The following is a 23,204-nucleotide window of genomic DNA, read 5'->3' as shown; positions in this document are numbered from 1 at the left end:
TCAGGCTGCTTGCACAGCGTCAACAGCACGACGCATGTCCGCCTCCAGCAGCGCGAGCTGCTCCGGCGCTAGCGGGCCACGCGGCGGGCGGCACGGCCCACCGAACCGACCGACCATGTCCATACCGTGCTTAATAGCCTGTACGAACTCGGTGCGCGAGTCCCACCGGAAAGCAGCGACCATGGGCTCGTAGAGGGCCCGCGCCTCGGTGACCCTGCCTTCCAGCGCCAGCTCGTAGAGGCGCACGGACTCGGCCGGGAAGACGTTGGGGAACCCGGCGAACCAGCCGGTCGCACCCATCAGCAGTGACTCAAGGACAACGTCGTCAGCCCCAGCAACCACGGCCAAGTTCGGAGCGGCTTCTCGGATCTCCAGCACCCGGCGAACGTCGCCGGAGAACTCCTTGATGGCCACGACGTTGTCGATCTGGGCGATTTCCGCCACCAGGGCAGGCGTGAGGTCCACCTTGGTGTCGATCGGGTTGTTGTAGACCATCACCGGTAGGCCTACCGACGCCACAGCGGTGAAGTGCTCGATGACCTCGCGGGGGTTGGCCCGGTACATCGTCGGCGGCAGGCACAACACGCCGTCCGCGCCATCTTCCGCGGCCAATTCAGCCCAATACCGGGCCTGGTGGGCACCCACGCCGTGCACGCCGACAACAACGATCCCGTCGTCGCCCACGGCCTCGATCGCGGTCCGGGCGACCTGGCGCCGCTCGTCGTCGGTCAGCGAGGAGTACTCCCCCAGCGAGCCGTTGGGGCCGACACCGCGGCAGCCGCTCTCCACCAGCCACCGGCAGTGCTCGGCGTAGCGGTCCAGGTCCGGGCGCAGGCCCGCTGGCGCAGCGGCCTCGGGGGCGTAGGGCAGGGCGGTGGCGACGATGACACCATCGAGTCGCTCGGTCACAGATCCTCCTCGGGCAGGGATGCGAGTTCGGCCAACCGCAGCGGCGTGGCGATGGGACGGCGCTGCAAGTCGGCGGGGGTGAAGAAGGTGCGCCGCTGGGCGGCGAGCGTGGTGGCCAGGTCGACCGCGGAACGACCACACATCCGGCCCTGGCAGAGCCCCAGGCCTACGCGGCTGGTCAGCTTGAAGGTGCGCGTACCGGTGGCATCTAGATCGATCGCCTCACGGAGCGCCCTATAGGTGACTTCTTCGCAGCGGCAGACCAAGGTGTCGTCGGCAAGCCAGGTTTGCCAACCAGGTCGGATGGGGTGGGCAGCTGCGAGCGCAGCGGCAAACCGTCGACCGCTGCGCACTTTGGCCAGAGCCGTGGCAGGACAAGGTCCTCCGGCTGCAGCAGTTCCGGCAACCTCGCCCTCGGCGGCAGCCAGATCGGCGCCACCGATGCCGGTAACCTCGCCAGCCGCGTACCAGCCGGGGACGGACGTAGCTCCGGTGTGGTCGACAGCGATAAAGCCGTCTGCCAGCTTGCATCCAGCCGAAACAGCCAGCTCCAGGCGCGGGGTGAACCCATGCCCCACGCAGACAGCGTCAACAGCAACGCGACGCTGACTGCGGATAGTCCAGTCTGGATTCAACTTAGCCACAGTGACAGCGCTGACCTTGTCGTCACCGTGAGCGGCAACAACCGCTGTCCGAGGCTGCCAAGAGGTTCTTAGCCGGATTGCATAGCCGAGCAGTTCGGCAATCTTGGTCGGGTTGGCCGCACGCGGGTGCCTGAGCCACCCCGCACCGGTGTTGGCATCACAGATCCCCAGCACGTTCGCGCCAACATGCTTCAGGGACTCGGCCACCGGAAGCAAGAAGGGACCCGTACCGGAAACGAGCACGCGCTGACCAATAGCGATGCCCTGGCCCTTGGCAAGCGCTTGCGCCGCTCCGGCGGTGTACACACCGGGAAGATCCCATCCTGGGAACGGCACCACGCGGTCATGGGCACCGGTGGCGATGACGACGGCGTCCGCGTCAATGGCCTCGCCAGTGCGAGTAGGGCTATCTGCTGGACCTGTGCGGATGTGTAGCCGCAGCCCTTGCACTGCCCAGACCGTGCTGTTGGCGAGATGGCGAACCCTGGAGTCGACGCGCTGAGGGTTGCCCCGGTGGAACTGGCCACCCAGGGTTGGCTCGCTGTCGACCAGGACAGTGTCAGCCCCCGCGCGGACCGCTGCTTCGGCCGCTGCCACTCCGGCAGGGCCGCCGCCGATGACTACGACTCTCACGGCTCCTCCGTGCGAATGTCGTCACCTTCGGCCAAGAGCCGTTGGCAGGCACGCACATCGGCGACACCGTTAACGGTCACCAGGCAGTCGAAGCACACGCCGATACCGCAGAAGACCCCGCGTGGCTTACCTGCGCCACGGGTGGTTCGCCACGAGGTACGGCCGTCTGCAAGCAATGCGCCCGCCACGGTTTGCCCCGGAGTTGCCGAGTGCTGCACCCCATCGATGGTCACGCGCATAGGAGCACCCCCGGCCTGTCCACTCGGAACGGTTTGGGGTCCAGCTGTGGTGTGGCACCAGTGAGCAGCTCTGCGAGTAGCGCGCCTGTTGCTGCCGCCAAGCCGATGCCTGCACCTTCGTGTCCGGTGGCGTGCCAAAGCCCAGGCACGCGCGGGTCAGCCCCGATGACCGGTAGGTGATCCGGCGCGTAGGGGCGAAAGCCGCCGTAGGCGCGCATGACCGGAGCATCAGCAAGAGCTGGGAACAACGCGACGGCCTTACGGGCCAGCTCGCGCAGCACGCGGACACGAATCGACTCGTCGAACCCGACTCGTTCACGGCTCGAACCGATGAGGATCGTCCCCGCGGCGGTGGACTCGACCACGGTCGATGTCTGCAGGTCCGCATCGCCACTGGCCACCGCGCCGACATAGTCAGCGTCGTAGACCTTGTGATGGACAGTTGGCGGCAACGGCGCAGTCACGAGGACCATTCCGCGGCGCGGCGCGATCGCGATAGGCGCACCTAGAACGCGCGAGACCTCTCCCGACCACGGGCCGCATGCGTTGACAACGTGCTCGCAGGCGATGACGCCTTCAGTGGTGTGCACGCCTCTTGCGTCTAGACCGACCACAGCCACACCGGGCCGCAGAACACCTCCGCGACGACGAACCTTCGCGAGTAGGGCTTGTGCGGCCAAGACCGGCTGGACCTGGGCATCTTGCGGGTAGTGCACGGCAGCCGTCACGCGCCTGGTCAGGTGGGGCTCCATTTCCAGCGCCTCAACTGGCGTGATCCATCGGGCGTCCACACCAACTTCGCGCTGCGCGGCCGCGAACCGCTCTAGCGGGGTTGGGTCGCCTGTTGCGACTACCAGGCCTCCCTTGGAGTCCCACTCGATGTCGAAGTCCTCGACAAGAGAGGGCCACAGAGCCAGAGAGGACAGGGCTAGCGCCAACTCAGGGCCTGGCTCCTTGTCCGAGACGAGGATGTTGCCCTCACCGGCGGCGCTCGTCCCCGCCGCGAGGGGCCCCCGGTCGAGCACCGTGACGCGGAGCCCGGCGGCCGACAGCGCGTCGGCGCACGCGGCACCGACCACCCCCGCACCGACGACGACCACGTCCACGCCCACCGGCCACCCTCCTTGCGTTCATTGAAGTGAACGCCCTGAGCGTAGGCAGCGGGACCGGGGCGGTCAATCCCCGTGTACCCCGATCGCGGGACGATCCCCGGCCGAGGGGTACTCGAGCAGCAGGACGGACACGACGGGGCCGTCAACGGCCGAGTACACGTGCGGGCCTGCCGCGGCGAAGCACACGTAGTCGCCCGGGCCGACCTCGTAGGGCTCCGTTGGCGGGCCCACCCGCAGCACACCCTCGCTCACCAGTACGTGTTCCCGGCCGGGGTGGCCAGCCGAGTACTGGGTCTCCCCCGGCCGCACCCGCTGGTCGTAGACCTCGATGACGGTGTCGGCCAGGTCGAGCCTGCGCATCATCCGCAGGTCGACGGCCGACCCGGAGAGCACGTCGACCTCGGCGCCGCGCACCAGCACGACCTCGGACTCGGCGGGCGCGGTCAGCAGACTCGACACCGGCACCCCCAAGGCGTTCGACAAACTGAACACTGTCTCGATGGTCGGATTACCCGTCCCCGACTCCAGCTGCGACAGCGTCCCCTTGGCGATCCCCGACCGCCTGGCGAGCTCGGAGAGGGAGAACCCACCCAGCTCGCGCAGCGCGCGCAGGTTCCCCGCGAGCACCTGCCCCGCCTGCCTGCTCACCACCGACCTCCTCGACCCCGTGTCCGGCCAGTTCTACCGCACCGGAACGCGCGGGCCGCCCAGCGGCGGGAACACCGGTAACGATCTTCGTGAGACCCTGTGTCGAACGTAACAGTGGACCAGCGGACCCGACATCTCCAATGACGGAGAGGAGTGGGAGTGCACCTGCTTGTCACAGCGGAGGGGGAGACCGCGGATCTGTGGCGGTGGCTGAGCAACGAGGAGGACCTCCGGGGCAGCGTGCGCATCCGCCCTGGCCCTATAGAGGTAGGAACCCTCGGCGCCGAACTGGTCATCGCGGCAGCCATAGCGGTCACGCCACTCGTCGCCGACTCCGTCTATCGCTACCTGGCTGAACGACACCGCCAGCGCCACACAGATCTAGAGCTGACCGTGGAAGACCCCTCGGGGACGGTCCGGACGCTCAAGGTCCAGCGGACGACCAACCCCACGGAGCTGGTCCGGTTCTTCCTGGGCGACACAGAGCCCCCTGCGGTCAGCGGTGGAGCTACCGGCGCGAGCTTCTTCGGGGATGACGATGCGCCTACCCGATCCTGAGTTATCCCGTGCTGTCCTCATCGGGACCACGAAATACACCGATCCCGAAGCGGGCGGCCAACTGCCGGTGATCGGGCACAACATAGCCGACCTGGTCGACGTGCTCGTCGATGAGAACAACGGCGGCTTCCGCCGGGAGCACTGCGCCCAACTGGTCGACGAGTCGAATAGCGCGCGAATCCTCGAGCGGCTCGATGAGGCTGTCGACCAAGCTCAGGACGTCTTGCTGGTCTACATCGCCGCACATGCCCTGCCTAGAGACCCCGACGCGAACAACTTGTACATCTACCTCCCGGGCACTGACACGTCGAAGCGGCGGTGGTGGCAGGACGCCCTGTCCTACGACGACGTAAGGGAAACCATCCGCCAAAGCACCGCGGACAACACCATCGTCATCGTCGACACCTGCTTCGCGGGGAGGGCGCTGCGGGAGTCCTTAGGTGGGCAAGCCGAGCACCTCCTCAGCGTCAAGGGCGCCTACACCCTTACCGCTGTCGGCAAGAACTACCGCGCGGTCGCGCTCCACAGCAACGAGCGGAACACAGCGTTCACCGGGACGTTGCTGGAGTTGCTGTCGACCGGCATAGAGGGGCAGGGCGAGATGCTGTCACTGCCGAAGGTCTTCCCCCACCTGCGCAAGACGCTCATCGACAACCACCTCCCATCACCGCATCAGCACATGACCGACAGCATCGAGCACCTAGCGCTGGTACGGAATCGGGCGAACAGCGCCACATGGTCACTGCCAGAGCAGGTTCAGCAAGATCTGGAAAGCGAGACCAACACCGTCCGCGCGCAAGCTGTTCGCGAGTTGAGCGCCATCTACCGGACCGGTAGCCCCGCCGTTCAGGCGGCAAGTCGCGCTGAGCTGACCAAGGCTCTTAGCGACGACAGCAAGCTGGTCAGCAGCGAGGCTTCGCGCGTGCTGAACGACATCGACGGCGGTCGCCCCACCCAGATCCCCATCACCTTGGCCCGGCGGCGGCAGCCGGATTGGTGGGCGATCTCGACCGGCCTGATCACCGCGCTGGCCAGTGGCGTGGCGTTGTGGTGGTCGGGCTGGTACCTGCCGCACGCCGTCATCGCAGGTGCGGCGATCGGGGTGCTCAGCGCCATCGCGGAACGCGTGACGCACCGCTCGGCAGCAGGAAGGAAGGTCTGATGGCCACCCGTCGGCTCCGCGTTCGGCTGTACTCCCTCGGCGCGGCAGCCGTTGTCGCGGTCGCGTCCACTGTGGTGGCCGATCGGTTCGTCAACCCCGCCCTGCTGTCGCTGCCCGAGACCGTCAAGATCGGGTTCAACGGCAGGCTGCCCGGGTGGAGCTTCGGCAAATGGGACAGGGGCACGTATGAGCGGCCGTACGGCTTCGACGTCGCCGTGGCCGACTACCTCGCCGACCGGTACGGCTTCACCTGGGAGCCGGTGTTCCTCGATCCTGGTCAGCGCGAGCCCTGGTTGGTCAGCGGAAAGGTCGACCTGGTCATCTCGAACTACTCGATGGACGGCAAGAGCTCGGAGAACGGCAACCTGGCCCGCAGCGACGTCTTGGACTTCGCCGGGCCGTACTTCCTCGACGTCTCAGGCGTGATGTTCAACAGGGCCAAGATCAAGGATCTGCTGAGCGTCAACGTCGAACGCGGGACGGTCAAGTTCCTGTGCGCGTCCATCGGAACCACCGCCGAGGAATACCTCCGCAGGTCCGCGGTGCCGAGCAGCGATGAGACCCCGGTGCGCGCGACCCAACGGGAGTGCTTCGACCGGTTCAACAACCCCGATGACCTCAGCGTCACCGGCATGGTCACCGACCAGTCCATCCTGAGCGCGTACAGCGCGGGCGCCTACGAGCGGGACACGGGCCCCAAAGTGGAGTCGGCCACGTGGGCCAATGACCAGTTCGGCTTCCCGATGAGCGACGAGCGCTACGGCATCGCCATGCGCAACGACAGCCCAGCCCTGTGCCGGGAACTGGCGGACGCGGTGGACGACTTCATCGCCGACAGCGCCGGGTGGGATCGAGCTTTCGCCGAAAACCTGGCGGGCATCGAACCACGGGGCCACAAGCCCGTACAGGCGGACCGGCGCCTCTGCTGAAACGCCGAAAGGGCCGGACAGTGACTGTCCGGCCCTTTAAGAGCTTGGCGGTGGCGGTGGGATTTGAACCCACGGACGGGGTGAACCGTCACGCGCTTTCGAGGCGCGCTCCTTCGGCCGCTCGGACACGCCACCGCAGAAGAGAGTACAGACCCCACCGCCGCTGCGACGATCGGGTATCCCCTAACGAGCGCGGGCCCGCCTCCCGGGGGATAGGAGGCGGGCCCGTGATCTGGGGATCAGCGTCGGTTGTCCAGACGGTCCTTCGCGTCGTGGACGGCGCCCGCGACCTTGTCCCGGAGCGTGTGCCCCGCTTCCTTGGCCTCACCGCTCACCTGGTCCGCCTTGCCGGACGCCTCCAGGTCGCGGTTGTCGGTCGCCTGGCCGAGCTTCTCCTTGACCTCGCCGATCACCTGCTCGGCCTTGTCCTTGGCCTTGTCGAACACGCTCATAGCCATTCCTCCGTTCGCCGACACCGGTGGGGTGTCCGCTGAGACGGGTGAATCCACACTAATGTGACTCACATCACTATTGACGCTTGGCGGCGAAGAACTCGGCGATGAGCGCGGCACACTCGGTCTCCAGCACCCCGCCGACGACCTGGGGCCGGTGGGTGAGCCTGCGGTCCCGGACCACGTCCCACAATGAGCCAACAGCGCCGGTCTTGGGCTCCCACGCGCCGAACACGACCCGCTCGACCCTGGCCAGCACGGCCGCCCCGGCGCACATGGTGCACGGCTCGACGGTGACCGCGAGCGTGCAGCCGGTCAGCCGCCAGCCGTCGCCGTGCGCGGCGGCGGCCGCGCGCAGCGCGAGCACCTCGGCGTGCGCGGTCGGGTCGCCGAGCGCCTCGCGGGCGTTGCAGGCCGCCGCCAGCGGCGCCCCGTCAGGGCCGAAGACGACCGCGCCGATCGGGACGTCGCCGGTCGCCGGGGCCGCGCGGGCGGCCACGAGTGCGGCGCGGACCAGTTCGTCCAGCTCAGCGCCGGTGTTCACTGCAGGATGGTGTCCAGGTGCTTGGTCAGCTCAGCGGCGAACCCGCAGCGCTGGGCGATCATCTGCAGCTGCTCGTCGGGGTACAGGTCGACCTCGTCGATGATCACCTGGAGCTCCGGGGCAGGCAGGCCGAGGTCGGCGAGGATGTCGAGCGACCCCTCCGGCCAGACCTCCTCCTCGTCCTCGGGGGGATCGACCCGCAGCACGTCGAGCGCGTCAGCCGCGATGTCGTAGTCCAGCGCGGCCGCGGCGTCCGACAGCAGCAGCGCGACCCCGCCCGGGCTGGGTCGCAGCACGAGGAAGAACTCGTCATCGATGGCCAACAAACCGAATACCGCTCCGGTGGAGCGGGTCTTGCGCAGCTCGGTGATCGCGGCGTCGAGCTCGCGCAGGGCAGTGCTGTCCATTGGATCGCACCGCCATTTGCCGTCCTCGCGGACGACCGCAACCCCGAAGCCCGGTACCGGCTCCTCTCCCGACATGCACACACCGTATTCCGCTAGGAGGTCACCCGGAAGAAGCAGTCCCCCATACCGGCGCTCGATGACACTATCGAGAAATGACGAACCAGGCTGCGGCCTCCTCTCCGCTGGCGGGCGACCCCCGGTTCAGTGGCCTCCTCGAAGCGGCGCACGCGCTCCAGCCCAAGACGGTCGCACTGCGCAGGCAGCTCCACCAGAACCCGGAGCAGGGCCTCGAACTCCCTCTTACGCAGGCCGCCGTGCTCAGCTCTCTTGCAGACTTGGACCTACGGGTGCACACCGGGGACAAAGTCGGTTCCGTCATCGGCGTGCTTGAAGGTGCCCGGCCGGGTCCGACTGTGCTGCTGCGCGGCGACATGGACGCGCTACCGCTGCAAGAGGACACCGGGCTGGAGTACTCGTCCCAGGTCGAGGGCAGCATGCACGCCTGCGGTCACGACACGCACGTGGCGATGCTGGCATCGGCTGCCCGGTTGCTCACCGACCGCCGCGACCAACTGGCCGGGACCGTCGTGTTCATGTTCCAGCCCGGCGAGGAAGGCCACTACGGCGCGAAGTTCATGCTCGACGAGGGCCTGCTCGACGTGACCGACCGGCCGGTGGACCAGGCCCTCGCGCTGCACATCACCTCGAAGGAGACCTCCGGGGTGCTGCGCTGCAGGCCCGGCCCGATCATGGCGAGCGCGAACTCGTTCACCATCACCGTCACCGGGAAGGGCGGCCACGCCTCGAACCCGTCCGACGCGGTGGACCCGGTGCCCGCGGCCGCGGCCATGGTCGGCGCCCTGCAGACCGTGGTGACCAGGCGGATCAGCGTGTTCGAGCCGACGGTCGTCACCATCTCGCGGATCACCGCGGGCACGACGTCGAACATCATCCCGGAGACCGCTGAGCTGGAAGGGACGCTGCGCGCCCTGTCGGAGGCATCCCGGGCGACGATGCTGGCCGAGATCCCGAAGGTGTGCGCGCAGATCGCGGCGGCTCACGGCTGCACCACCACGTTCACCGTGGACGCCGGTTACCCCGTCACCATCAACGACGATGACGTCGCCGCCCGGGTGCACGACATCGGGCGAGCGGCCCTGGGAGCCGGGCACGTCAACCCGATGACGCACCCGCTCATGGGCGCCGAGGACTGGTCCTACGTGCTGCAACGCGTACCAGGCGCTATGGCGTTCCTAGGTGCCTGCCCGCCCGGGGTTGACCCGGCCGACGCTGCTCCCAACCACTCCAACCGCGTCCACTTCGATGAGTCAGCGCTACCGCATGGAGTTAGTACTTACGCTGCGTTCGCCTTGGACGTACTGCGCTGACAGGTGATCCATACGGCACAATTTCGCCACATGCGATCGGTGTGCGTGGTCGGGCTGGGACTCATCGGCGGCTCCGTCTTGCGGGCGGCAGCGGCTGCCGGGCGGGACGTGTGGGGAACGACGGGGTCGACCGCGGACGCGCAAAGCGCGATCGCGGAGGGCTTCACCGTCGTGGACGTGGACACGGCGTTGCGCCGGGCTGCGGCCGAGGACGCGCTGGTGGTGATCGCGGTACCTCTACCTGCCGTCGACGGTGTCCTGCGCAAGGTGGGCGACCTAGCGCCGGAGTGCCTGCTCACTGACGTTGTGAGCGTCAAGGCGCCGGTAGCGGACGCTGTGGCGAAGTACGCCCCATCAGCACAGTTCGCGGGTGGCCATCCGATGGCAGGTAAGTCTGTCTCGGGTTGGGAGGCCAGCGCGGCAACCCTGTTCGATGACGCTGCCTGGGTGGTGACCGCCGACGAGGAGACCAGCCTCTTCGCGTGGCGCGAAGCTGCCCAGTTGGCCTTGGACTGCGGGGCGGGCGTGGTGCCGACTACGACGCAAGAGCACGACGCGGCCGTAGCCCGGATCTCGCACCTACCGCACGTCATGGCCGCGGTCTTGGCCGCGTGTGGAGCCGACGGCGGGCCTCTGGCGATGGCACTGGCCGCCGGGTCGTTCAGCGACGGGACCAGGGTGGCGGGCAGCAGGCCCGAACTGGTGCTGGCGATGTGTGAGGGCAACCGGCCCGCGCTGCTGGACGCGGTCGACGACGCCTTGGGCAGGCTAGGCGCGGCTAGAGGCGCGCTCGCGTCCACCGGTTCGCTAGGTGCGACCGTGCAGTCAGGACACAGCGGCAGGGTTACCTTCGACAGCTACCGCACGGCAGGCCGGGCTCAAGCGATGGTGGACCTCGCCGGAGAGGACCCGATGGAGGAACTTCGGCTGGTCGGCACCCGTGGCGGACGGGTGATCGGGTTCGACGGCGACATGGCCGTGGTGACCCTGCCCGTGCTGTCGGACTGACGGGCAGGCCGAGGTATCGGCTCGGCAACGAACCTTTGGGTGTCCGTCGTAGGGCGCCTAGGTTGGGCCGGTGGATCACCCGGAGCCCATACCCGCGCCGGTTCCCCCGAACCGGGTGCGCCGGATCGCGGCTATAGCCGCGGGCTTGGCCGTGCTCGTCGGAGCGGTCTTGGTGCTGCGCGCGCCGCCGGAGGAGAAGGCCGGGCCGACGACGGTGCCGGTACCGCCGCCGCAGACGGCCGTGAAGCAGTTCGTGGCTGACGGGGTCGTCGTACCCACCCCGGGTGGGAAGCCCAAGCCACCCAGCCTCGTTTGGGTCAGCGCGGGGCCACAACGGCTGAAGTTGCGTTGGGGGTCTGATCAGTCGGGGGGTACCGCCGGCTATGACGTGCGGTGGGGCCGTATGGGGACGGTGGAGTACTCCCGTTTGATAGCGCAGACATCGGTGCAACTTGACGGCCTGGACAACAACACCGCCTACGACATCGAGGTCCGCGCGGTCGACTCTTACGGCCAGAGGTCCGAACCCACCAAGGTGACGGGTACGCCGCAGGAGACCACCGATGACCCGCCGTGGTCGTTCAACGATCGATTCACCAATCGCGTCGTTCCTGACCCGGTCAAGTGGGTATTGGCCAGCTCCAACGGCTGCGGCAAGGCCACCAGCGGTGAAGGCGAAGATGGACGACGCCTGATCATCAGCGCCAAGTGCGGGACGGAGCCGGTGGCCCTGCGCGCCAGGCCCCCCTTCAGGCTTCGCGACACCCCCGTCAATGGCGAGTACGGCAGGTTCGTTGTGGAGACCGACCACGTCGGGTTGGGCGGGGTCCTGACCCTCGACTTGGTGCCGGGCCCCGCCGATCTGATCGGTGGTCCGCCCGCCGACAAGCCGGCGCCCAACCCCGGGGGGAGTGCTGCCGATGATCCCTCCCTCCCGCCAGGGGCCATCCGGGTGTGGATATCGGCTCAAGGGGAGTCGACCACGGATGTGGGGGTGTTGGTCGCGCCCGGGACGCCGCGCAACGCGAGAGGCAGCGCCGTCAGCCCGACCAGACCTCCCGAGATCGGGGTCGTGGTTCGGTGGGAGGTGGTCTTCACCGAAGCGGGTATTCAGGTCCTGCAGGACGGGGCTCTGGTTGGCGCGGGCAATGTTCTTCCGGCCTGGCGTGAGGCGACGGCTCTCGTTGGTTTCGTCGGTTCGCGGGGCAGCACCTACACGGCGGTCAGCCTGGTGGGGTTCATCGGCGCACCTACGACTGTCCCGGTCCTCGTAGTGCCGCCGCCCGTGGATGCGGGCCGCGTCGTGGTCGCACCCGAGGCTTCGCTGGAGACGTCGGCTACCGGTACCCGGCTAAGCGGGACCAAGGGCGCGCAAGTTCGGGCGGTGTTGGTTCCGCAGAACAGGCCTGGCGACCCTACCTCGGACACGTTCAGCATCGAGGTCGGTGGCGCCATCTTCCCCGCGCGGCCCGCTGTCCCGGGTCAACCCATGTCGCGAGGAGTGCGCTATCCGATCGTCGCTGACGTGCCCCCTGAGTCGCTCGTCCTGGGCAACGACGGCAAGACACTGCCACTACGGGTTCGCGGGCCACTTCATCGAGGTCAGGCAGCGACGAATGTCGTCAACGTGGCTCTTGAACTGACCGCGCCGGATGGCGCTGTCTCTCCGGCTGCCGGTAGCGGTACCGACGTTCCTCTGCCGAGGCCCGATGCAGCGCTGGCTGAGCCAGGCATCTCGTTCTTCGCGGCAGCGGGGAACTTGGTCCAAGAGGGCGCGAACGTTCCCCGCGGCCGGATGGTGATCGAGGTACGCACGGACGGGTTCGTCGGACAGCAGGTGGCTGGGCGCTTGGCAGGTACCGCGGGGGTGGAGGTCCGTCTAGATGGGCAACGGATCGCCGGTATCCCTACCGTCGTCGACGGGCCCGGTGTGGGTGGCCGGTGGACCATCGCGCTGCCCAACGGCGGCCTCAAGGCAGGTAGGCACACCTTCGAGGTGAAGGTGCTCGGGACCGATGAGACCACGATCCCGGCTTTGGCCTACGCCTCGTTCCTGCTGGCGGATTAAACGCGGGTGGCAACGCCCGGGTAGTCCACCACGACGCCTTCGGGGTCGACCTTCAGCTCGGTGCTGAACTCACCCTGGGTGAAGGCGATGACCGCGCCGCGTTCGTCCACCGAGACCGTGCGATAGGTCTGGTCGACCAGCCGGACCTGCAGGTCCGGCAGCGACACGTGCACCACCGGGATCTCGAACTCGCCCGGGGTGCGGTGCAGCCCGAGCCGCCGGATCGGCAGGGTGGCGAAGGTGACCGCGCCCGCTACGTGCACGGTCACGGAGCCGCCGAAGTGGTCACGCGTAGAGGTGTTGCCGTGGTCGACGAGCCAGGTGCCATCCTCGGCTCGGCTTAGCGAGATCTGCCGCTCTTGTTCTGCCGTGGTGGTGCGCAGCAGGAGCCTGCCCGCCTCTTCACCTCGGTCGACAGCGGCCTCATAAGAGGCGCTGTAAGCCTCGACCCCGGCCGAGCGGTCCGCGGCGACGATGAGCCTGCCGGACGCGCGGACCCTGCCGTCGGCAAGGAGCAGCCGCACCGATTCCAACGAGTTGGGTCCGGTGCCCTGCCAGGTGACAACGACGGGGTTGCGCAGCCGGGCCGCGCTCTCCACCCGCTCGGTCGAGGTCGGTGAGCTCACGCCTGATCGCCCTGGTTCTGCTGCTTGTCCGGGATGAGGTCCTGGATCTTGTCGACGACGGCGTCGACCTGGGACTCGTGGCCGAACTTGCCCTTGACCAGCTCGCCCGCCTTCTCGACGCCCTGCTCGATCTTGTCCCCGTGCTGCTCGACGAGGCTTTCCGCCTGCTGCCTCAGCTGGTTGAAGTCGATGCCCATGCTGCTCCTCACGCCAGGTTCGAAGATTACCCAACCGATCCAGCAGTGCCCACTGCCAAACAATCAAGATACCTACTCCGGCCCCGGGGCTCGACGGCCGCCCGCCAGAGCGGGGCCGCGCAGGGTCGCGTTGACCGAGGTCAGCTCGCCGACGACCCGGTCGAGCCGGTCGTCATCGGGCAGCGTGGGCCGCTTGGGGGAACGCTCGCCGCGGACCGCCTTGGCCGCCTCCCTGATCGCGGCGGCAAGGACCTTGGTGTCGTGCTCGCCGATCGGCTCGGCGCCCCGGTCGACGGCGACGGCGACCTCGGTGACGGCGTCGGTGAGCCGTTCGAGGCCGATGATCACCGGCCACCAAGCGGCGGCCACCCGCCCGGCAGCGGTGGGCTCGACGAGTGACTGTTGGAAAGCGGTGCGAAGGTCCGAGAGGGCCCGGTAGGCCTGCCTGCGCAAGTTGGACTTCTCGTCGGTCTGACCGGAGAGGGCGTGGTGGAGGTAGTCGGCGATGGTGTCGAGGGTCGCCGCTAGGTCCTCGCCAACCCTGGGTCGACGAGCGCCTGGCCAGAGCAGGTAGCCGGCGATGAGGACGATGGCGCAGCCGATCGCGGTGTCGAGGAGTCGCGCGCCGACCAAGCTCCATTCGCCTGCCTGCGCTATGTCCAACTGAACGAGGACCAAGGGAGTGACGAAGGTGCTGAACATCCCGTAGTTGCGCACCTGCCCGACAGGTAGCGCTGCCGCCGCGACGGCCATCAGGGCGACTAGTACCCAACTTGGCGGGGCGATGGCGAGTACACCGGCGCCGAGTAGGACGCCGACTGCCGTACCGATGCCCCGCAAGACAGCTCTACCGAACACCGAGCCGAAGTCCGGCTTCAGGACGATCGCCACGGTCAAGGTGACCCAGTAGGCGTGCTCTAGGTCCAAGAGCCAGCCAACGGCCACAGCGAGACCGACGCAAAGCATCAAAGCGCAGCACGACCAGCCAAGTACGGCGACCGAGCAGCACCCCGGGATCTATCCGCTCGCTGTCCTGCCGTCGATCCGTGTCGCCATCGCTGCGACGGAACTCGGCGACGGCCCTCAGCCCTGCGTGGAGCTGGGCTGCGACGCGCCCCTCTGCAGTCAGCTCCGGCGGCTCGGCCAGGGGCTCCCGAACGCGGATCCGGTAGGCGGAGTCCAGAAGGTACGTCACGTACTCGGGGGGAGCCTGCCGCTTGGCGTTGACCATGGCGACCGCAGCCTCGATCACCGGCGTGGTCTCGGTGAGCAGCACAAACAGTCGCCGGTAGGACCGGTCGCGGCCTGCCAGGTGCGAGCGGACGTTGAACAGGGCGTCGTAGGCGGCGTTGAGTGTGTCCGTCAGGTGGCGGCGGGCCTGCCGAGCGGCGGTAGTGCCAGAGGCAGCCAGCATGACCGCGATCTGGTCATAGACAGCCGCAACGGCTGCCCTCTCGTGAGCAGCACCCCTCACAGGCCAGGCAGCGAGGGACAGCAGCAGCGCGACGGCGGCTCCTAGGCCGAAACACCGGGCGGCCAGCCATGGCTCCGCGGTCTGCCCGGTACCGAGAACGGCGAACACCAGGAGTTGGAGCCCAGCCATCGACGCATTGCTACCTATAGCGCTCACCAACGCGGACACACCGGCGATAAGGATCAATGCCCAGGCCCCTGAGCTGCCTAGATGAGCACCAACTAGGTACCCAGTGACGCCCGCAACGGCGGCCCAACCCGTGCGCTGAAACCTATAGGGATAAGGGCCGTCTATGTCTGCGAAGACGACGCAGAGAGCGCCTAGCGAGACCAGGACACCCAGGTCGATGCGCCCAAAGGCGAGTCCCACCGCGACCGGGCCCGCGATAGAAGCAGCAGCTCGTAGACCCCGCTTCCACGGGATCGGCGCGGGCTTCTGGCTCAACAGACCCCGCAGCCAATGCGGTGCCGCCACGTCGTCGCTGCTCACACCTCTGACGGTAAGCGGTCCGAGAACGACGATGCCCTCCCAGGCGGACCCGGGAGGGCATCGTTCAGATCAGGTTCTTACGCGGCGCGGCGGCGGTGCCGAACGTAGAGCAGGGCGCCTGCGCCACCACCGAGGAGGCCGAGACCGACCAGCGCGGGCACCAGGATCGAGGCGCCGGTGTCCGGCAGGCCCGGGCTGGGCTGCGGGATCGGGGCCACCGTGGTGGTCGTGGTCGGCGGGACCGTGGTGGTCGACGGCGGGGTGGTCGCGGTGGTCGACGACGGCGGGGTGGTCGGGCGGGTCGTCCAGTCCACCTTGGCCTGCGCGGACAGCGGCTTGGTCTCCGACCCGGCCACGATCAGCGGCTGGGCTTCCACGCCCGCGGCGGTCTTACCGGTGAACAGGCGGCCGACCTCGACCTTGGGCGAGTCGCCCGAGATCTTGACGGTGCCGTTGCCCGCGGCGGCCCCCTGGGGGACCTTCACGAAGAACTCGGTGCCGTTCTTGATGTCCTTCGCGGCGAGCGGCTTGCCATCGGCGTCGGTGATCTCAACACCGTTCGGCAGGGTGTCCTCGAGCTTGGTGACGGTGCCGTTGGTGGTCACCTTGAAGGGACCGACGAGCTTGCCGACCTCGCCGGACAGGGTGTCCGGGGAGATCTTCAGGTCGCCGATGACCCACTCGTCGATGCCCTTGTTGGCGTCACCGGTGAGGTAGTCGTAGAGGGCGAGCACGTCCTTGTCGGAGTCGTGGTTGCCACGCTGCACCGGGTTGTCGCGGTCGAGGTCGAGGCCGTCGCTGAAGTGCCAGAGCGCGGCCTGGGTGGCCGAGATGGCCTCCTCGAGCTCGATGCCGTCGGGGTTGGTCTGCAGGCCGAGGTCGTTGAGCTGCTCGAGCGACAGGTTCGGGTAGCCGTGGTGCAGCACCCAGTTGACCTTCTTGGAGTTCGCCTTGAACGGGGAATCCGCGTCCGGGTAGTCGCCCCAGGGCACCTCGGACATGACGTCGGCCTCGAAGCTCCAGGCGATCTCGGCGCCGACGCAGTACACCGCGAGCTTGGCGCCGTCGGAGAGGTTCAGGCGGAACAGGTACGGGGTGACGTCCTCGTGGCCCGCGACGCCCGGCTTGACCAAGCGGACCGTGAAGCCGGTGTCCTCCGCGCTGGTCGGCTGCAGCGTGCCGGTGACCTTGTCCGCCGAGGCGGGCGAGACGGCGAGCGCCCCGGTCACCGCAGCGAGCGACACAGCGGCCGCGGCCACCTTCCAACGACTCCGCATGACTCTCCTTCGCGCACCGAACGACGACCCGAAAAACGCTGGACGCGGCCTCGGCCCGACCCGGGTCCGCCGCCACTGATCTGCGTAAAGATCGACTCACTCGTTCGAGTCGAAATCGACACTTCAGCGTGGGCGGACTCTACTAAGCGCTCAATTCAACCCACTCGTCAGGGTAGGTTTGAGTCCAAAGTGTTGCCGAAAGTTCACATGAGACGGTGACAGCTACGCGGAGAGTAACCAGTTGAATTGGCAATTCCCCGGCCTCGACTGCGGCTAGGGTCGCCGCGTGACCGGCTGGCAGGACGACCAGGAGCGGCGGACGTCGCGGCTCCCCATGGCGCTCAGCGTCGTCGCGATCGTCGCCGCGGTCGCGACGGTCGTGGTGTTGGCGCTGGTCAACCGCTCTTCGGGTGATGAGCCCGCGGACGTCGCGGTGGTGTCCACCACAGCGGCCCGCCCGTCGAGCCCGACCTCGCGACCGCCGACCAGGACGAGCGGCCCGACGCGCACGTCAACCCAGGCCCCCGGCCCGGGGCGCGTGATCGATAATCCGGCAGCGCACCTGACGTATCGGGTTCCGGCGGGCTGGCTGGTCGACGAGTCGGCCAAGCCGACCGTTTCCGGGGTCGACTTCAGCGGCACCGCCGCATACGGCACCTACAACTGCGGGGGCACCGGTTACAACCGGGCGTTCATCACAAGCGCGACCGCGCAGAACCCGACCGATAAAGATCTCACCCCGGAGAAAGCCGCAACGACCTTCACGTCCGCTTTCGGCCGCACCTACTTCCCCGGCGCGGCTGTCGCGGCCCCGGAGGTGCGGCCGGTCGAGGTGGACGGCAAGAAGGGCGTGCTGGCCATCGCCAAGGTCGCCGGTAAGCCTGCCGACGCGGCGTGCGCGTCGAGCGAGGGCGAGGTGGCGGTCCTGGCCATCGACCTGGACAACGCCACCACCACCCGCCCACGCGGCTACGCCTTGCTCGTCATCGCCGCCGACTTGGTGGGCGGTCCGACGACACCCGCCCCACTGACCAAAGCCGCGGTCGAGTCAATCCTTAGTACTGCCCGCCTGCGGTAGCCCTTACGCGGAGACGCCTGGCCAGGCAGCGACTACCTCGTCGAGGACCTTCAGCGGCAGCGGGCCGCCGCACAGGACGAGGTCGTGGAACGCGCGGATGTCGAACCGGTCGCCCAACCTGGCCTCGGCCTCGGCGCGGACCCGTTGGATCTCAAGCCTGCCGACCATGTACGACAGCGCCTGGCCGGGGTAGGCGATGTAGCGGTCGACCTCGTTGCCGATCTCCAGCGCGGACAGCGGCGTGTTCGCGCGCAGGTAGTCGACGGCCTGCTCACGGCTCCAGCCCTTGGCGTGCAGGCCGGTGTCGACGACGAGCCTGCCCGCGCGCATGGAGTCCATGGCGAGCATCCCGAAGCGGGCGACGTCGTCGGAGTACAGACCCATCTCCTCGGCGAGGCGCTCGGTGTAGAGACCCCAGCCCTCGGCGTAGGCGTTGACGTCAGCGAGCCTGCGCAGCAGCGGTAGCTCTGACAGCTCCATGGCGATGGTCAGCTGGAAGTGGTGGCCCGGGACGGCCTCGTGGAACGCGGTGACCTCGGCGAGGAACCTGTCGCGCTCGTGGGCCCGGTCGGTGTTGGCGTAGTAGACGCCCGGCCGCAGACCGTCGAGGGAAGGCTGCATGTAGTACGCGGCAGGCCCGCCGGGCGCCTCGGCCGCGGGAACGGGCTCGACCCGGCAGCGCTGCCCGGGCAACCGACCGAACCATCGCGGGGCAGCCTCTTCGGCGCGCTCGATGGCGGCCTTGGCGTGGTCAAGCAGCTCGTCGGCGTCGCGCCAGCGCAGATCGGGGTCGTTGATGAGGCGCTTGAAGACCTCGGCCTGGTCAGAGACGCCAAAGACGCGGGAGCCGAGCTCGGCGTACTCCTCGCGGAGGTTCGCGATGATGTCCAAGCCGGTCTGGTGCAGCTGCTCAGGTGTGAGGTCCGTGGTGGTGTGCACGCGCGATAGAGCGGCGTAAGCCTCATCGCCACCCGGTAGTGCACACAGGCCGGGACGGTCGTCATGCCTACCGTGCTGTGCGATCTCGTCGATCAGCAGCGACCGGTAAGCCGCGAAAGCGGGGCGGACAACCTCGGCGACCACGCGCTCGCGTTCCGCGGCGAAGCCGTTGTCTTCGCCTGCCAGTTGCTGTCCGAGCAACGGGTCGGCGGCGAGGTCAGCACCCAGGTAGCGGTCAAGGTGGGCAATGGCGGAGTCGACGAGCTTGCGCACCGGCACTCGACCAGCCGCGATCCCGGCGCGGTGGCGCTCGGCAACCTGGTCCAAGTGCTCGGGCACCTGCCGCAACCGACTCAGGTAGGCCTGCCCGCGCTCGGCGTCCGGCAGCACCACCATCGGCAGGAAGGTCAAGAGCGAAGCCGCCGGGCCAACGAAGATGTCACTGATCGTGTACTCGACCATCCGCGCGTCGACCCGGTCGACGATGGCCTCGGCCTGCTGGGCGATGACCTTGGCGGTGACGTCGTTCTCCGCGCTGAGGCCACCGGCGGCGCCGAGCTGGTTGGCGCGCGCGGCGATGTCGAGCGCGGCGGCGCGCTGGACCAGCGCGGCCGCTTCGGAGACGTCGGAGAGCCGGTCGTCGTAGCCGGGCACGCCGAGCAGGGTCGCCCCGAGCGGCTCGGCGGCCAGCTGCAGGTCCAACAGTTCGTCGGCGAGCGCGAGTACGCGGTCGTCGGCAGTCGTCATGCCTGGCCCCATTCCGGTCCGTCGATCACTGCGGCGAGTCGCCAGGTGGCTATTCGCCTGGTGGGGAGGCTACGCCGGAAACCGGGGTGGAACGATTGCGCCGTCCACAGCCCCGACACCGGGAGACCGCCCATGGTCGAGCGCCAGCGCACCTTCGCCTTCGAGATCAGCACGAGCAGCAGCGCCAACGCGTCCACACTGTTCGCCTTGGTCTCAGACGGCAACCGGTGGTCGGAATGGGCGCGCCCGGTGGTGGCGGAGTCGTTCATGGAGCGTGAGGGTGACCCCGCTCCTGGCGGCGTCGGTGCCATCCGGGTCTTGGGGCGCAAGCCGGTCCTCGTGCGGGAGGAGACGGTCGAGTACGAACAGGACCGTCGGCACGCCTATGTGCTGCGTTCGGCCTCGCCGGTCAAGGACTACCGCGGCGAGGTCACCTTCGTTCCTCGCGACGGCGGCGGCACCGACTTGGTGTGGCGGATCAGCTTCATCGAGCGTGTGCCCGGTACCGGCTCGGTCCTGCGCGCGGGGCTGCGCACCTTCATCCAGGATCTCGCCAAGCGCCTGGTTCAGGCCGCCGAGCGCTAGCGCTGCGCGCGCCACCTGAGAAGCATGTCGTCCATCTCTTGGCGCAAGAACTCGAAGAAGCGATTGCTGGTCGCCATCCGCTTCCCGGCCGGGCTGTCCTCGCCGAGGAGCTTGGCGCCATCAGCCATGGCCGACGACCACGTGCTTAGCAGCTTGTCGCGGTTCATGATCGCCTCGTACCAGGCGTCATCGGGCACGGCGTAGTGGTCGCGGCGCTGCCCGGGGTCGCGACCGCGCGTGATCATGCCCACGTGCTCCAGGTAGCGCACAGCGCCCGAGATGGCTGCTGGGCTCACCTGCAGCGCTTGGGCCAACTCGGTCGCGCTTGCCTTGCCCGAGTCGTTGACCAGCAGCCGTGTGAACACCCGAGCGGGCATCCGGGGCATGCCCGCGTCCGATAGGAGCAACGCGAACCGCTCCACGTAGTGCGCCACCGGGTCATCTGTCACGGCCTCACCCTTCCGATAGACATCACAACGCTAGCGCGTTCGGAACGTTCACAAAGTTGTGAACCAAGAGTACGTTGCGAATCATGACAACGGCAATCTCGGTGTCCGGCCTGGTCAAGACCTTCGGCCGGACCCGCGCGCTGGACGGTCTCGACCTGTCGGTGGAGACCGGGGAGGTCCACGGCTTCCTCGGCCCCAACGGCGCGGGGAAGTCCACCACCATCCGGGTGCTGCTCGGCCTGCTGCGCGCCGACGCGGGCACCACCACGCTGCTCGGCGGCGACCCGTGGCGCGACGCCACCGAACTGCACCGCCGCCTCGCCTATGTGCCCGGCGACGTCTCGCTGTGGCCCAACCTCTCCGGCGGTGAGGTCATCGACCTACTGGGCAGGCTGCGCGGTGGCCTTGACCAGCGCAGGCGAGCCGACCTGTTGGAGCGGTTCGACCTGGATCCGCGTAAGAAGGGCCGCACGTACTCCAAGGGCAACCGGCAGAAGGTGGCCTTGGTCGCCGCTCTTGCCTCCGACATCGAGTTGCTCGTCTTCGACGAGCCCACCTCCGGGCTTGACCCATTGATGGAGTCGGTCTTCCAGGAGTGTGTGCGCGAGGAGCGCGACCGAGGGCGCACGGTCCTCCTGTCCAGCCACATCCTCGCCGAGGTGGAGACCCTGTGCGACAGGGTCAGCATCATCCGCGCCGGTAAGACGGTCGAGACGGGCACTCTTGCCGAGCTTCGACACCTAACGCGCACGAGCATCAGCGCCGAGCTGGCGAGCCCGCCGAACGGGATCGCTCAACTCCCGGGGGTGCACGACGTGGTTGTGGAGGGCAACCGGGTCAAGTTCGATGTCGACACCCGCGAACTCGACACCGCGTTGCGGGCGCTTACCGAGTCGGGAGTCCGCTCCCTGACCAGCCAGCCACCGACTCTGGAAGAGCTCTTCTTGCGGCACTACCAAGACGAGCAGGTAGGCGCGCGATGAGCGGTATAACCGGGACTTGGCCCCTGATCCGGTTGGCCTTGCGTCGCGACCGGGTCATCCTGCCGATCTGGATCGTGGTCTTGAGCGTGATCCCGGGGTCGACGGTGTCCGCCTACGAGCAGCTCTACCCGACCGCTGCGGCCCGGGCATCCCTCAACGCCGGTACAGGGAGCAATCCTTCGGTCGCCGTCCTCTACGGACCAGCCTTCGACCTGTCGACGCCAGGTGGCTGGAGCGCGTGGCGGTACGGCTCGTTCCTGGCGTTGTTCATCGGCCTCTTCGCGATCTTCACCGTCACGCGTCACACGCGCGCGGAAGAGGACTCTGGACGGCTAGAGCTGTTGGGTTCGGCCGTAGTGGGCCGGTATGCCGCATTGACCGCGGGAGTGGTGGTCGCCGGGGCATCCAGCCTCCTCATCGGAGTGCTGATCGCGGCGGGGATGGTCGGCTCCGGTTTGCCTGTCGCGGGCGCCTTCACGCTAGGGCTGGCCATTGCCGGTACCGGCTTGGTGTTCACCGCGATCGCCGGTGTGACCGCACAACTCACCGAGTACTCCCGGTCTGCCAACGGTGTGGCCACCACGGTTCTCGGCGCGGCGTTCTTGTTGCGCGCACTAGGTGACTCGACCCCATCCGCGAGCTGGGTTTCATGGCTGTCCCCCTTGGCATGGCCGCAGCAGGCGAAACCGTTCGTGGCCGACAAGTGGTGGGTGTTCCTACTGGCGATAGGTGTCGCAGTCGCCGTTGCCACTGTCGCGTATCGACTAGTACCACTAAGGGACATTGGCGCGGGACTCTGGCCATCGCGGCCAGGCCCGGCCACCGCACCCAAGTCGCTGTCGAGCCCGTTGGGGCTGGCGTGGCGGTTGCAGCGCGGATCGTTGGTGGGGTGGACGGTCGCCGTCGTGGCTATGGGCGCGATGTTCGGTGCGATCGCCGACGGCATCGGCGGCCTCGTCGGTGACAGCGAGCAGGTCAAGCAGATCATGGAGCGGATGGGCGGCACGCAAGGGCTCGTGGACGCCTACCTGTCGGCGATCATCGGCCTGTTCGGGATGCTCGGCGCTGTCTACGCGGTGCAAGCCGCGTTGCGAATGCGGTCCGAGGAGGTGGCAACCCACGCCGAGTCGGTACTCGCGACCGCGGTGGGGCGCGTCCAGTGGGCCGGTAGTCACTTGGCGTTCGCGGTCCTGGGTCCAGTGGTGCTGCTCGCTGCGTCCGGCCTGGCTTCTGGTCTCGCGCACGGCCTACGCGCGGGGGATCTCAGCCACCAGTTGACGCACACGCTGGGAGCTTCTATGGCACAACTCCCCGCAGTGTGGGTGATCGCCGGTATCGCCGCCTTGCTGCATGGGGCTTGGCCGAGGTTGGCGGTTGCCGGGTCGTGGACCGTGGTCGCCGTGGCCGTGTTGCTCGCGCTGTACGGGCCGGTGATTGGCTTGACACAAGCGGTGTTGGACGTGTCACCGTTCGTGCACGTGCCCAAGCTGCAGCCTGGTACTGAGTTCGTCGCGACGCCCTTGTTCTGGCTCACCGGCGTGGCCGTAGTAGCTGTGGCGGCAGGCTTGACTACCTTCCGCCGTCGCGATATCGGCTAATCCGTAAGGCAACCGAAGAGGCGGAGGCCGGGTGAACAACCCGGCCTCCGTGCCGTCTAGA

At 68.1% G+C, this 23,204-nt stretch carries 27 protein-coding genes and 1 tRNA gene; 10 read left to right on the top strand and 18 right to left on the bottom strand.

The annotated features are described in order from the left end of the window. The 5 genes from LV75_RS15495 to LV75_RS15475 form a co-directional block, all read right to left on the bottom strand. Positions 1 to 909, bottom strand: coding sequence for a dihydrodipicolinate synthase family protein (locus LV75_RS15495; RefSeq protein ID WP_253887587.1), 909 nt, complete (start codon positions 907 to 909; stop codon positions 1 to 3). Next, a complete protein-coding gene (locus LV75_RS15490; RefSeq protein ID WP_308210977.1) occupies positions 906 to 2,186 on the bottom strand; it encodes an FAD-dependent oxidoreductase in 1,281 nt (426 codons plus the stop codon). Before LV75_RS15490 ends, LV75_RS15495 begins: the two co-directional genes overlap by 4 nt. Further along, positions 2,183 to 2,425, bottom strand: coding sequence for a (2Fe-2S)-binding protein (locus LV75_RS15485; RefSeq protein WP_253887585.1), 243 nt, complete (start codon positions 2,423 to 2,425; stop codon positions 2,183 to 2,185). The genes LV75_RS15490 and LV75_RS15485 overlap by 4 nt, the downstream gene beginning before the upstream one ends. Beyond that, positions 2,416 to 3,537 (bottom strand): NAD(P)/FAD-dependent oxidoreductase, encoded by a 1,122-nt coding sequence (locus LV75_RS15480; RefSeq protein WP_253887584.1) that lies wholly within the window; start codon positions 3,535 to 3,537, stop codon positions 2,416 to 2,418. The genes LV75_RS15485 and LV75_RS15480 overlap by 10 nt, the downstream gene beginning before the upstream one ends. Before the next feature lie 63 nt (positions 3,538 to 3,600). Next, positions 3,601 to 4,188: a helix-turn-helix domain-containing protein gene (locus LV75_RS15475; RefSeq protein WP_253887583.1), complete on the bottom strand. Its 588-nt coding sequence runs from the start codon at positions 4,186 to 4,188 to the stop codon at positions 3,601 to 3,603. Positions 4,189 to 4,344: 156 nt separating this feature from the next. On the opposite strand from LV75_RS15475, the gene LV75_RS15470 reads away from it, so the two are divergent. The 3 genes from LV75_RS15470 to LV75_RS15460 are packed head-to-tail and all read left to right on the top strand — an operon-like array spanning position 4,345 to position 6,834. Beyond that, on the top strand, positions 4,345 to 4,743 hold the full coding sequence (locus tag LV75_RS15470) for an effector-associated constant component EACC1 (protein WP_253887582.1): 399 nt from the start codon (positions 4,345 to 4,347) through the stop codon (positions 4,741 to 4,743). Beyond that, entirely contained in the window at positions 4,718 to 5,905 is a 1,188-nt protein-coding gene (locus LV75_RS15465) for a caspase, EACC1-associated type (protein ID WP_253887581.1), read from the top strand. Before LV75_RS15470 ends, LV75_RS15465 begins: the two co-directional genes overlap by 26 nt. Next, positions 5,905 to 6,834, top strand: a complete 930-nt coding sequence (locus LV75_RS15460; RefSeq protein ID WP_253887580.1) for a transporter substrate-binding domain-containing protein — start codon at positions 5,905 to 5,907, stop codon at positions 6,832 to 6,834. The genes LV75_RS15465 and LV75_RS15460 overlap by 1 nt, the downstream gene beginning before the upstream one ends. Before the next feature lie 45 nt (positions 6,835 to 6,879). Here the strand turns inward: LV75_RS15460 and LV75_RS15455 are convergent. From LV75_RS15455 to LV75_RS15440, 4 genes are all read right to left on the bottom strand, one after another. Beyond that, positions 6,880 to 6,969, bottom strand: a tRNA-Ser gene (locus LV75_RS15455). A 104-nt stretch (positions 6,970 to 7,073) separates the two neighbouring features. Then, on the bottom strand, positions 7,074 to 7,286 hold the full coding sequence (locus tag LV75_RS15450) for a CsbD family protein (RefSeq protein ID WP_253887579.1): 213 nt from the start codon (positions 7,284 to 7,286) through the stop codon (positions 7,074 to 7,076). A gap of 76 nt (positions 7,287 to 7,362) precedes the next feature. Then, positions 7,363 to 7,830: a nucleoside deaminase gene (locus LV75_RS15445; protein WP_253887578.1), complete on the bottom strand. Its 468-nt coding sequence runs from the start codon at positions 7,828 to 7,830 to the stop codon at positions 7,363 to 7,365. After that, on the bottom strand, positions 7,827 to 8,312 hold the full coding sequence (locus LV75_RS15440) for a tRNA adenosine deaminase-associated protein (RefSeq protein WP_253887577.1): 486 nt from the start codon (positions 8,310 to 8,312) through the stop codon (positions 7,827 to 7,829). The genes LV75_RS15445 and LV75_RS15440 overlap by 4 nt, the downstream gene beginning before the upstream one ends. Positions 8,313 to 8,389: 77 nt before the next feature. Here LV75_RS15440 and LV75_RS15435 point away from each other — a divergent pair, with 77 nt between their 5' ends. Further along, a complete protein-coding gene (locus LV75_RS15435; RefSeq protein WP_253887576.1) occupies positions 8,390 to 9,625 on the top strand; it encodes a M20 metallopeptidase family protein in 1,236 nt (411 codons plus the stop codon). Positions 9,626 to 9,655: 30 nt separating this feature from the next. Further along, positions 9,656 to 10,633 (top strand): prephenate dehydrogenase, encoded by a 978-nt coding sequence (locus tag LV75_RS15430; protein ID WP_253887575.1) that lies wholly within the window; start codon positions 9,656 to 9,658, stop codon positions 10,631 to 10,633. A 75-nt stretch (positions 10,634 to 10,708) separates the two neighbouring features. Here the strand turns inward: LV75_RS15430 and LV75_RS15425 are convergent, their stop codons facing one another. Further along, entirely contained in the window at positions 10,709 to 10,912 is a 204-nt protein-coding gene (locus tag LV75_RS15425) for a hypothetical protein (protein WP_253887574.1), read from the bottom strand. Between LV75_RS15425 and LV75_RS15420 the strand changes: the two genes are divergently transcribed. After that, positions 10,848 to 12,701 carry a fibronectin type III domain-containing protein gene (locus LV75_RS15420; RefSeq protein ID WP_372504186.1) on the top strand — a complete coding sequence of 618 codons (1,854 nt, stop codon included), beginning with the start codon at positions 10,848 to 10,850 and terminating at the stop codon, positions 12,699 to 12,701. The two genes, LV75_RS15425 and LV75_RS15420, sit on opposite strands and share 65 nt — an antisense overlap. Here the strand turns inward: LV75_RS15420 and LV75_RS15415 are convergent. The 5 genes from LV75_RS15415 to LV75_RS15395 all read right to left on the bottom strand — a co-directional run bounded on the left by LV75_RS15415 (position 12,698) and on the right by LV75_RS15395 (position 16,764). Then, a complete protein-coding gene (locus LV75_RS15415) occupies positions 12,698 to 13,327 on the bottom strand; it encodes a putative glycolipid-binding domain-containing protein (protein ID WP_253887572.1) in 630 nt (209 codons plus the stop codon). The two genes, LV75_RS15420 and LV75_RS15415, sit on opposite strands and share 4 nt — an antisense overlap. Then, entirely contained in the window at positions 13,324 to 13,524 is a 201-nt protein-coding gene (locus LV75_RS15410; RefSeq protein ID WP_253887571.1) for an antitoxin, read from the bottom strand. Before LV75_RS15410 ends, LV75_RS15415 begins: the two co-directional genes overlap by 4 nt. A gap of 72 nt (positions 13,525 to 13,596) precedes the next feature. After that, positions 13,597 to 14,490 carry an FUSC family protein gene (locus LV75_RS15405; RefSeq protein ID WP_253887570.1) on the bottom strand — a complete coding sequence of 298 codons (894 nt, stop codon included), beginning with the start codon at positions 14,488 to 14,490 and terminating at the stop codon, positions 13,597 to 13,599. Further along, positions 14,372 to 15,487 (bottom strand): hypothetical protein, encoded by a 1,116-nt coding sequence (locus tag LV75_RS15400; protein ID WP_253887569.1) that lies wholly within the window; start codon positions 15,485 to 15,487, stop codon positions 14,372 to 14,374. Before LV75_RS15400 ends, LV75_RS15405 begins: the two co-directional genes overlap by 119 nt. 77 nt (positions 15,488 to 15,564) lie before the next feature. Beyond that, positions 15,565 to 16,764, bottom strand: a complete 1,200-nt coding sequence (locus tag LV75_RS15395; protein ID WP_253887568.1) for a thioester domain-containing protein — start codon at positions 16,762 to 16,764, stop codon at positions 15,565 to 15,567. Between the two features lie 286 nt (positions 16,765 to 17,050). On the opposite strand from LV75_RS15395, the gene LV75_RS15390 reads away from it, so the two are divergent. Beyond that, on the top strand, positions 17,051 to 17,842 hold the full coding sequence (locus LV75_RS15390; protein ID WP_253887567.1) for a DUF8017 domain-containing protein: 792 nt from the start codon (positions 17,051 to 17,053) through the stop codon (positions 17,840 to 17,842). A gap of 3 nt (positions 17,843 to 17,845) precedes the next feature. Here LV75_RS15390 and LV75_RS15385 read toward each other — a convergent pair whose 3' ends face one another. After that, complete coding sequence (locus tag LV75_RS15385) at positions 17,846 to 19,528, bottom strand: DUF885 domain-containing protein (protein WP_253887566.1); 1,683 nt, start codon at positions 19,526 to 19,528, stop codon at positions 17,846 to 17,848. Beyond that, positions 19,525 to 19,797, bottom strand: coding sequence for a hypothetical protein (locus LV75_RS15380; RefSeq protein ID WP_253887746.1), 273 nt, complete (start codon positions 19,795 to 19,797; stop codon positions 19,525 to 19,527). The genes LV75_RS15385 and LV75_RS15380 overlap by 4 nt, the downstream gene beginning before the upstream one ends. Between LV75_RS15380 and LV75_RS15375 the strand changes: the two genes are divergently transcribed. Next, a complete protein-coding gene (locus tag LV75_RS15375) occupies positions 19,736 to 20,113 on the top strand; it encodes an SRPBCC family protein (protein WP_308210993.1) in 378 nt (125 codons plus the stop codon). The two genes, LV75_RS15380 and LV75_RS15375, sit on opposite strands and share 62 nt — an antisense overlap. Here the strand turns inward: LV75_RS15375 and LV75_RS15370 are convergent. Then, positions 20,110 to 20,562 (bottom strand): GbsR/MarR family transcriptional regulator, encoded by a 453-nt coding sequence (locus tag LV75_RS15370; protein ID WP_253887565.1) that lies wholly within the window; start codon positions 20,560 to 20,562, stop codon positions 20,110 to 20,112. The genes LV75_RS15375 and LV75_RS15370 overlap by 4 nt on opposite strands. An 83-nt stretch (positions 20,563 to 20,645) precedes the next feature. On the opposite strand from LV75_RS15370, the gene LV75_RS15365 reads away from it, so the two are divergent. Together LV75_RS15365 and LV75_RS15360 are read left to right on the top strand one after the other, a co-directional pair. Next, a complete protein-coding gene (locus LV75_RS15365; RefSeq protein ID WP_253887564.1) occupies positions 20,646 to 21,545 on the top strand; it encodes an ABC transporter ATP-binding protein in 900 nt (299 codons plus the stop codon). Continuing rightward, positions 21,542 to 23,143: an ABC transporter permease gene (locus tag LV75_RS15360; RefSeq protein ID WP_253887563.1), complete on the top strand. Its 1,602-nt coding sequence runs from the start codon at positions 21,542 to 21,544 to the stop codon at positions 23,141 to 23,143. The genes LV75_RS15365 and LV75_RS15360 overlap by 4 nt, the downstream gene beginning before the upstream one ends. Positions 23,144 to 23,204 lie beyond the last annotated feature (61 nt).

Source organism: Actinokineospora diospyrosa, assembly GCF_024171925.1.
Lineage (GTDB): Bacteria > Actinomycetota > Actinomycetes > Mycobacteriales > Pseudonocardiaceae > Actinokineospora > Actinokineospora diospyrosa.
The sequence above is the reverse complement of the archived record's forward strand: the minus strand, read 5'-3'. Positions and strand labels throughout refer to the sequence as shown.

Bases quoted from the DNA above. Each gene is read 5' to 3' on its own strand.
- LV75_RS15485 (WP_253887585.1), bottom strand. From the start codon at position 2,425: ATGCGCGTGACCATCGATGGGGTGCAGCACTCGGCAACTCCGGGGCAA.
- LV75_RS15465 (WP_253887581.1), top strand. From the start codon at position 4,718: ATGACGATGCGCCTACCCGATCCTGAGTTATCCCGTGCTGTCCTCATC.
- LV75_RS15460 (WP_253887580.1), top strand. From the start codon at position 5,905: ATGGCCACCCGTCGGCTCCGCGTTCGGCTGTACTCCCTCGGCGCGGCA.
- LV75_RS15450 (WP_253887579.1), bottom strand. From the start codon at position 7,286: ATGAGCGTGTTCGACAAGGCCAAGGACAAGGCCGAGCAGGTGATCGGC.
- LV75_RS15440 (WP_253887577.1), bottom strand. From the start codon at position 8,312: ATGTCGGGAGAGGAGCCGGTACCGGGCTTCGGGGTTGCGGTCGTCCGC.
- LV75_RS15435 (WP_253887576.1), top strand. From the start codon at position 8,390: ATGACGAACCAGGCTGCGGCCTCCTCTCCGCTGGCGGGCGACCCCCGG.
- LV75_RS15430 (WP_253887575.1), top strand. From the start codon at position 9,656: ATGCGATCGGTGTGCGTGGTCGGGCTGGGACTCATCGGCGGCTCCGTC.
- LV75_RS15410 (WP_253887571.1), bottom strand. From the start codon at position 13,524: ATGGGCATCGACTTCAACCAGCTGAGGCAGCAGGCGGAAAGCCTCGTC.
- LV75_RS15405 (WP_253887570.1), bottom strand. From the start codon at position 14,490: ATGCTTTGCGTCGGTCTCGCTGTGGCCGTTGGCTGGCTCTTGGACCTA.
- LV75_RS15395 (WP_253887568.1), bottom strand. From the start codon at position 16,764: ATGCGGAGTCGTTGGAAGGTGGCCGCGGCCGCTGTGTCGCTCGCTGCG.
- LV75_RS15385 (WP_253887566.1), bottom strand. From the start codon at position 19,528: ATGACGACTGCCGACGACCGCGTACTCGCGCTCGCCGACGAACTGTTG.
- LV75_RS15380 (WP_253887746.1), bottom strand. From the start codon at position 19,797: ATGAACGACTCCGCCACCACCGGGCGCGCCCATTCCGACCACCGGTTG.
- LV75_RS15365 (WP_253887564.1), top strand. From the start codon at position 20,646: ATGACAACGGCAATCTCGGTGTCCGGCCTGGTCAAGACCTTCGGCCGG.
- LV75_RS15360 (WP_253887563.1), top strand. From the start codon at position 21,542: ATGAGCGGTATAACCGGGACTTGGCCCCTGATCCGGTTGGCCTTGCGT.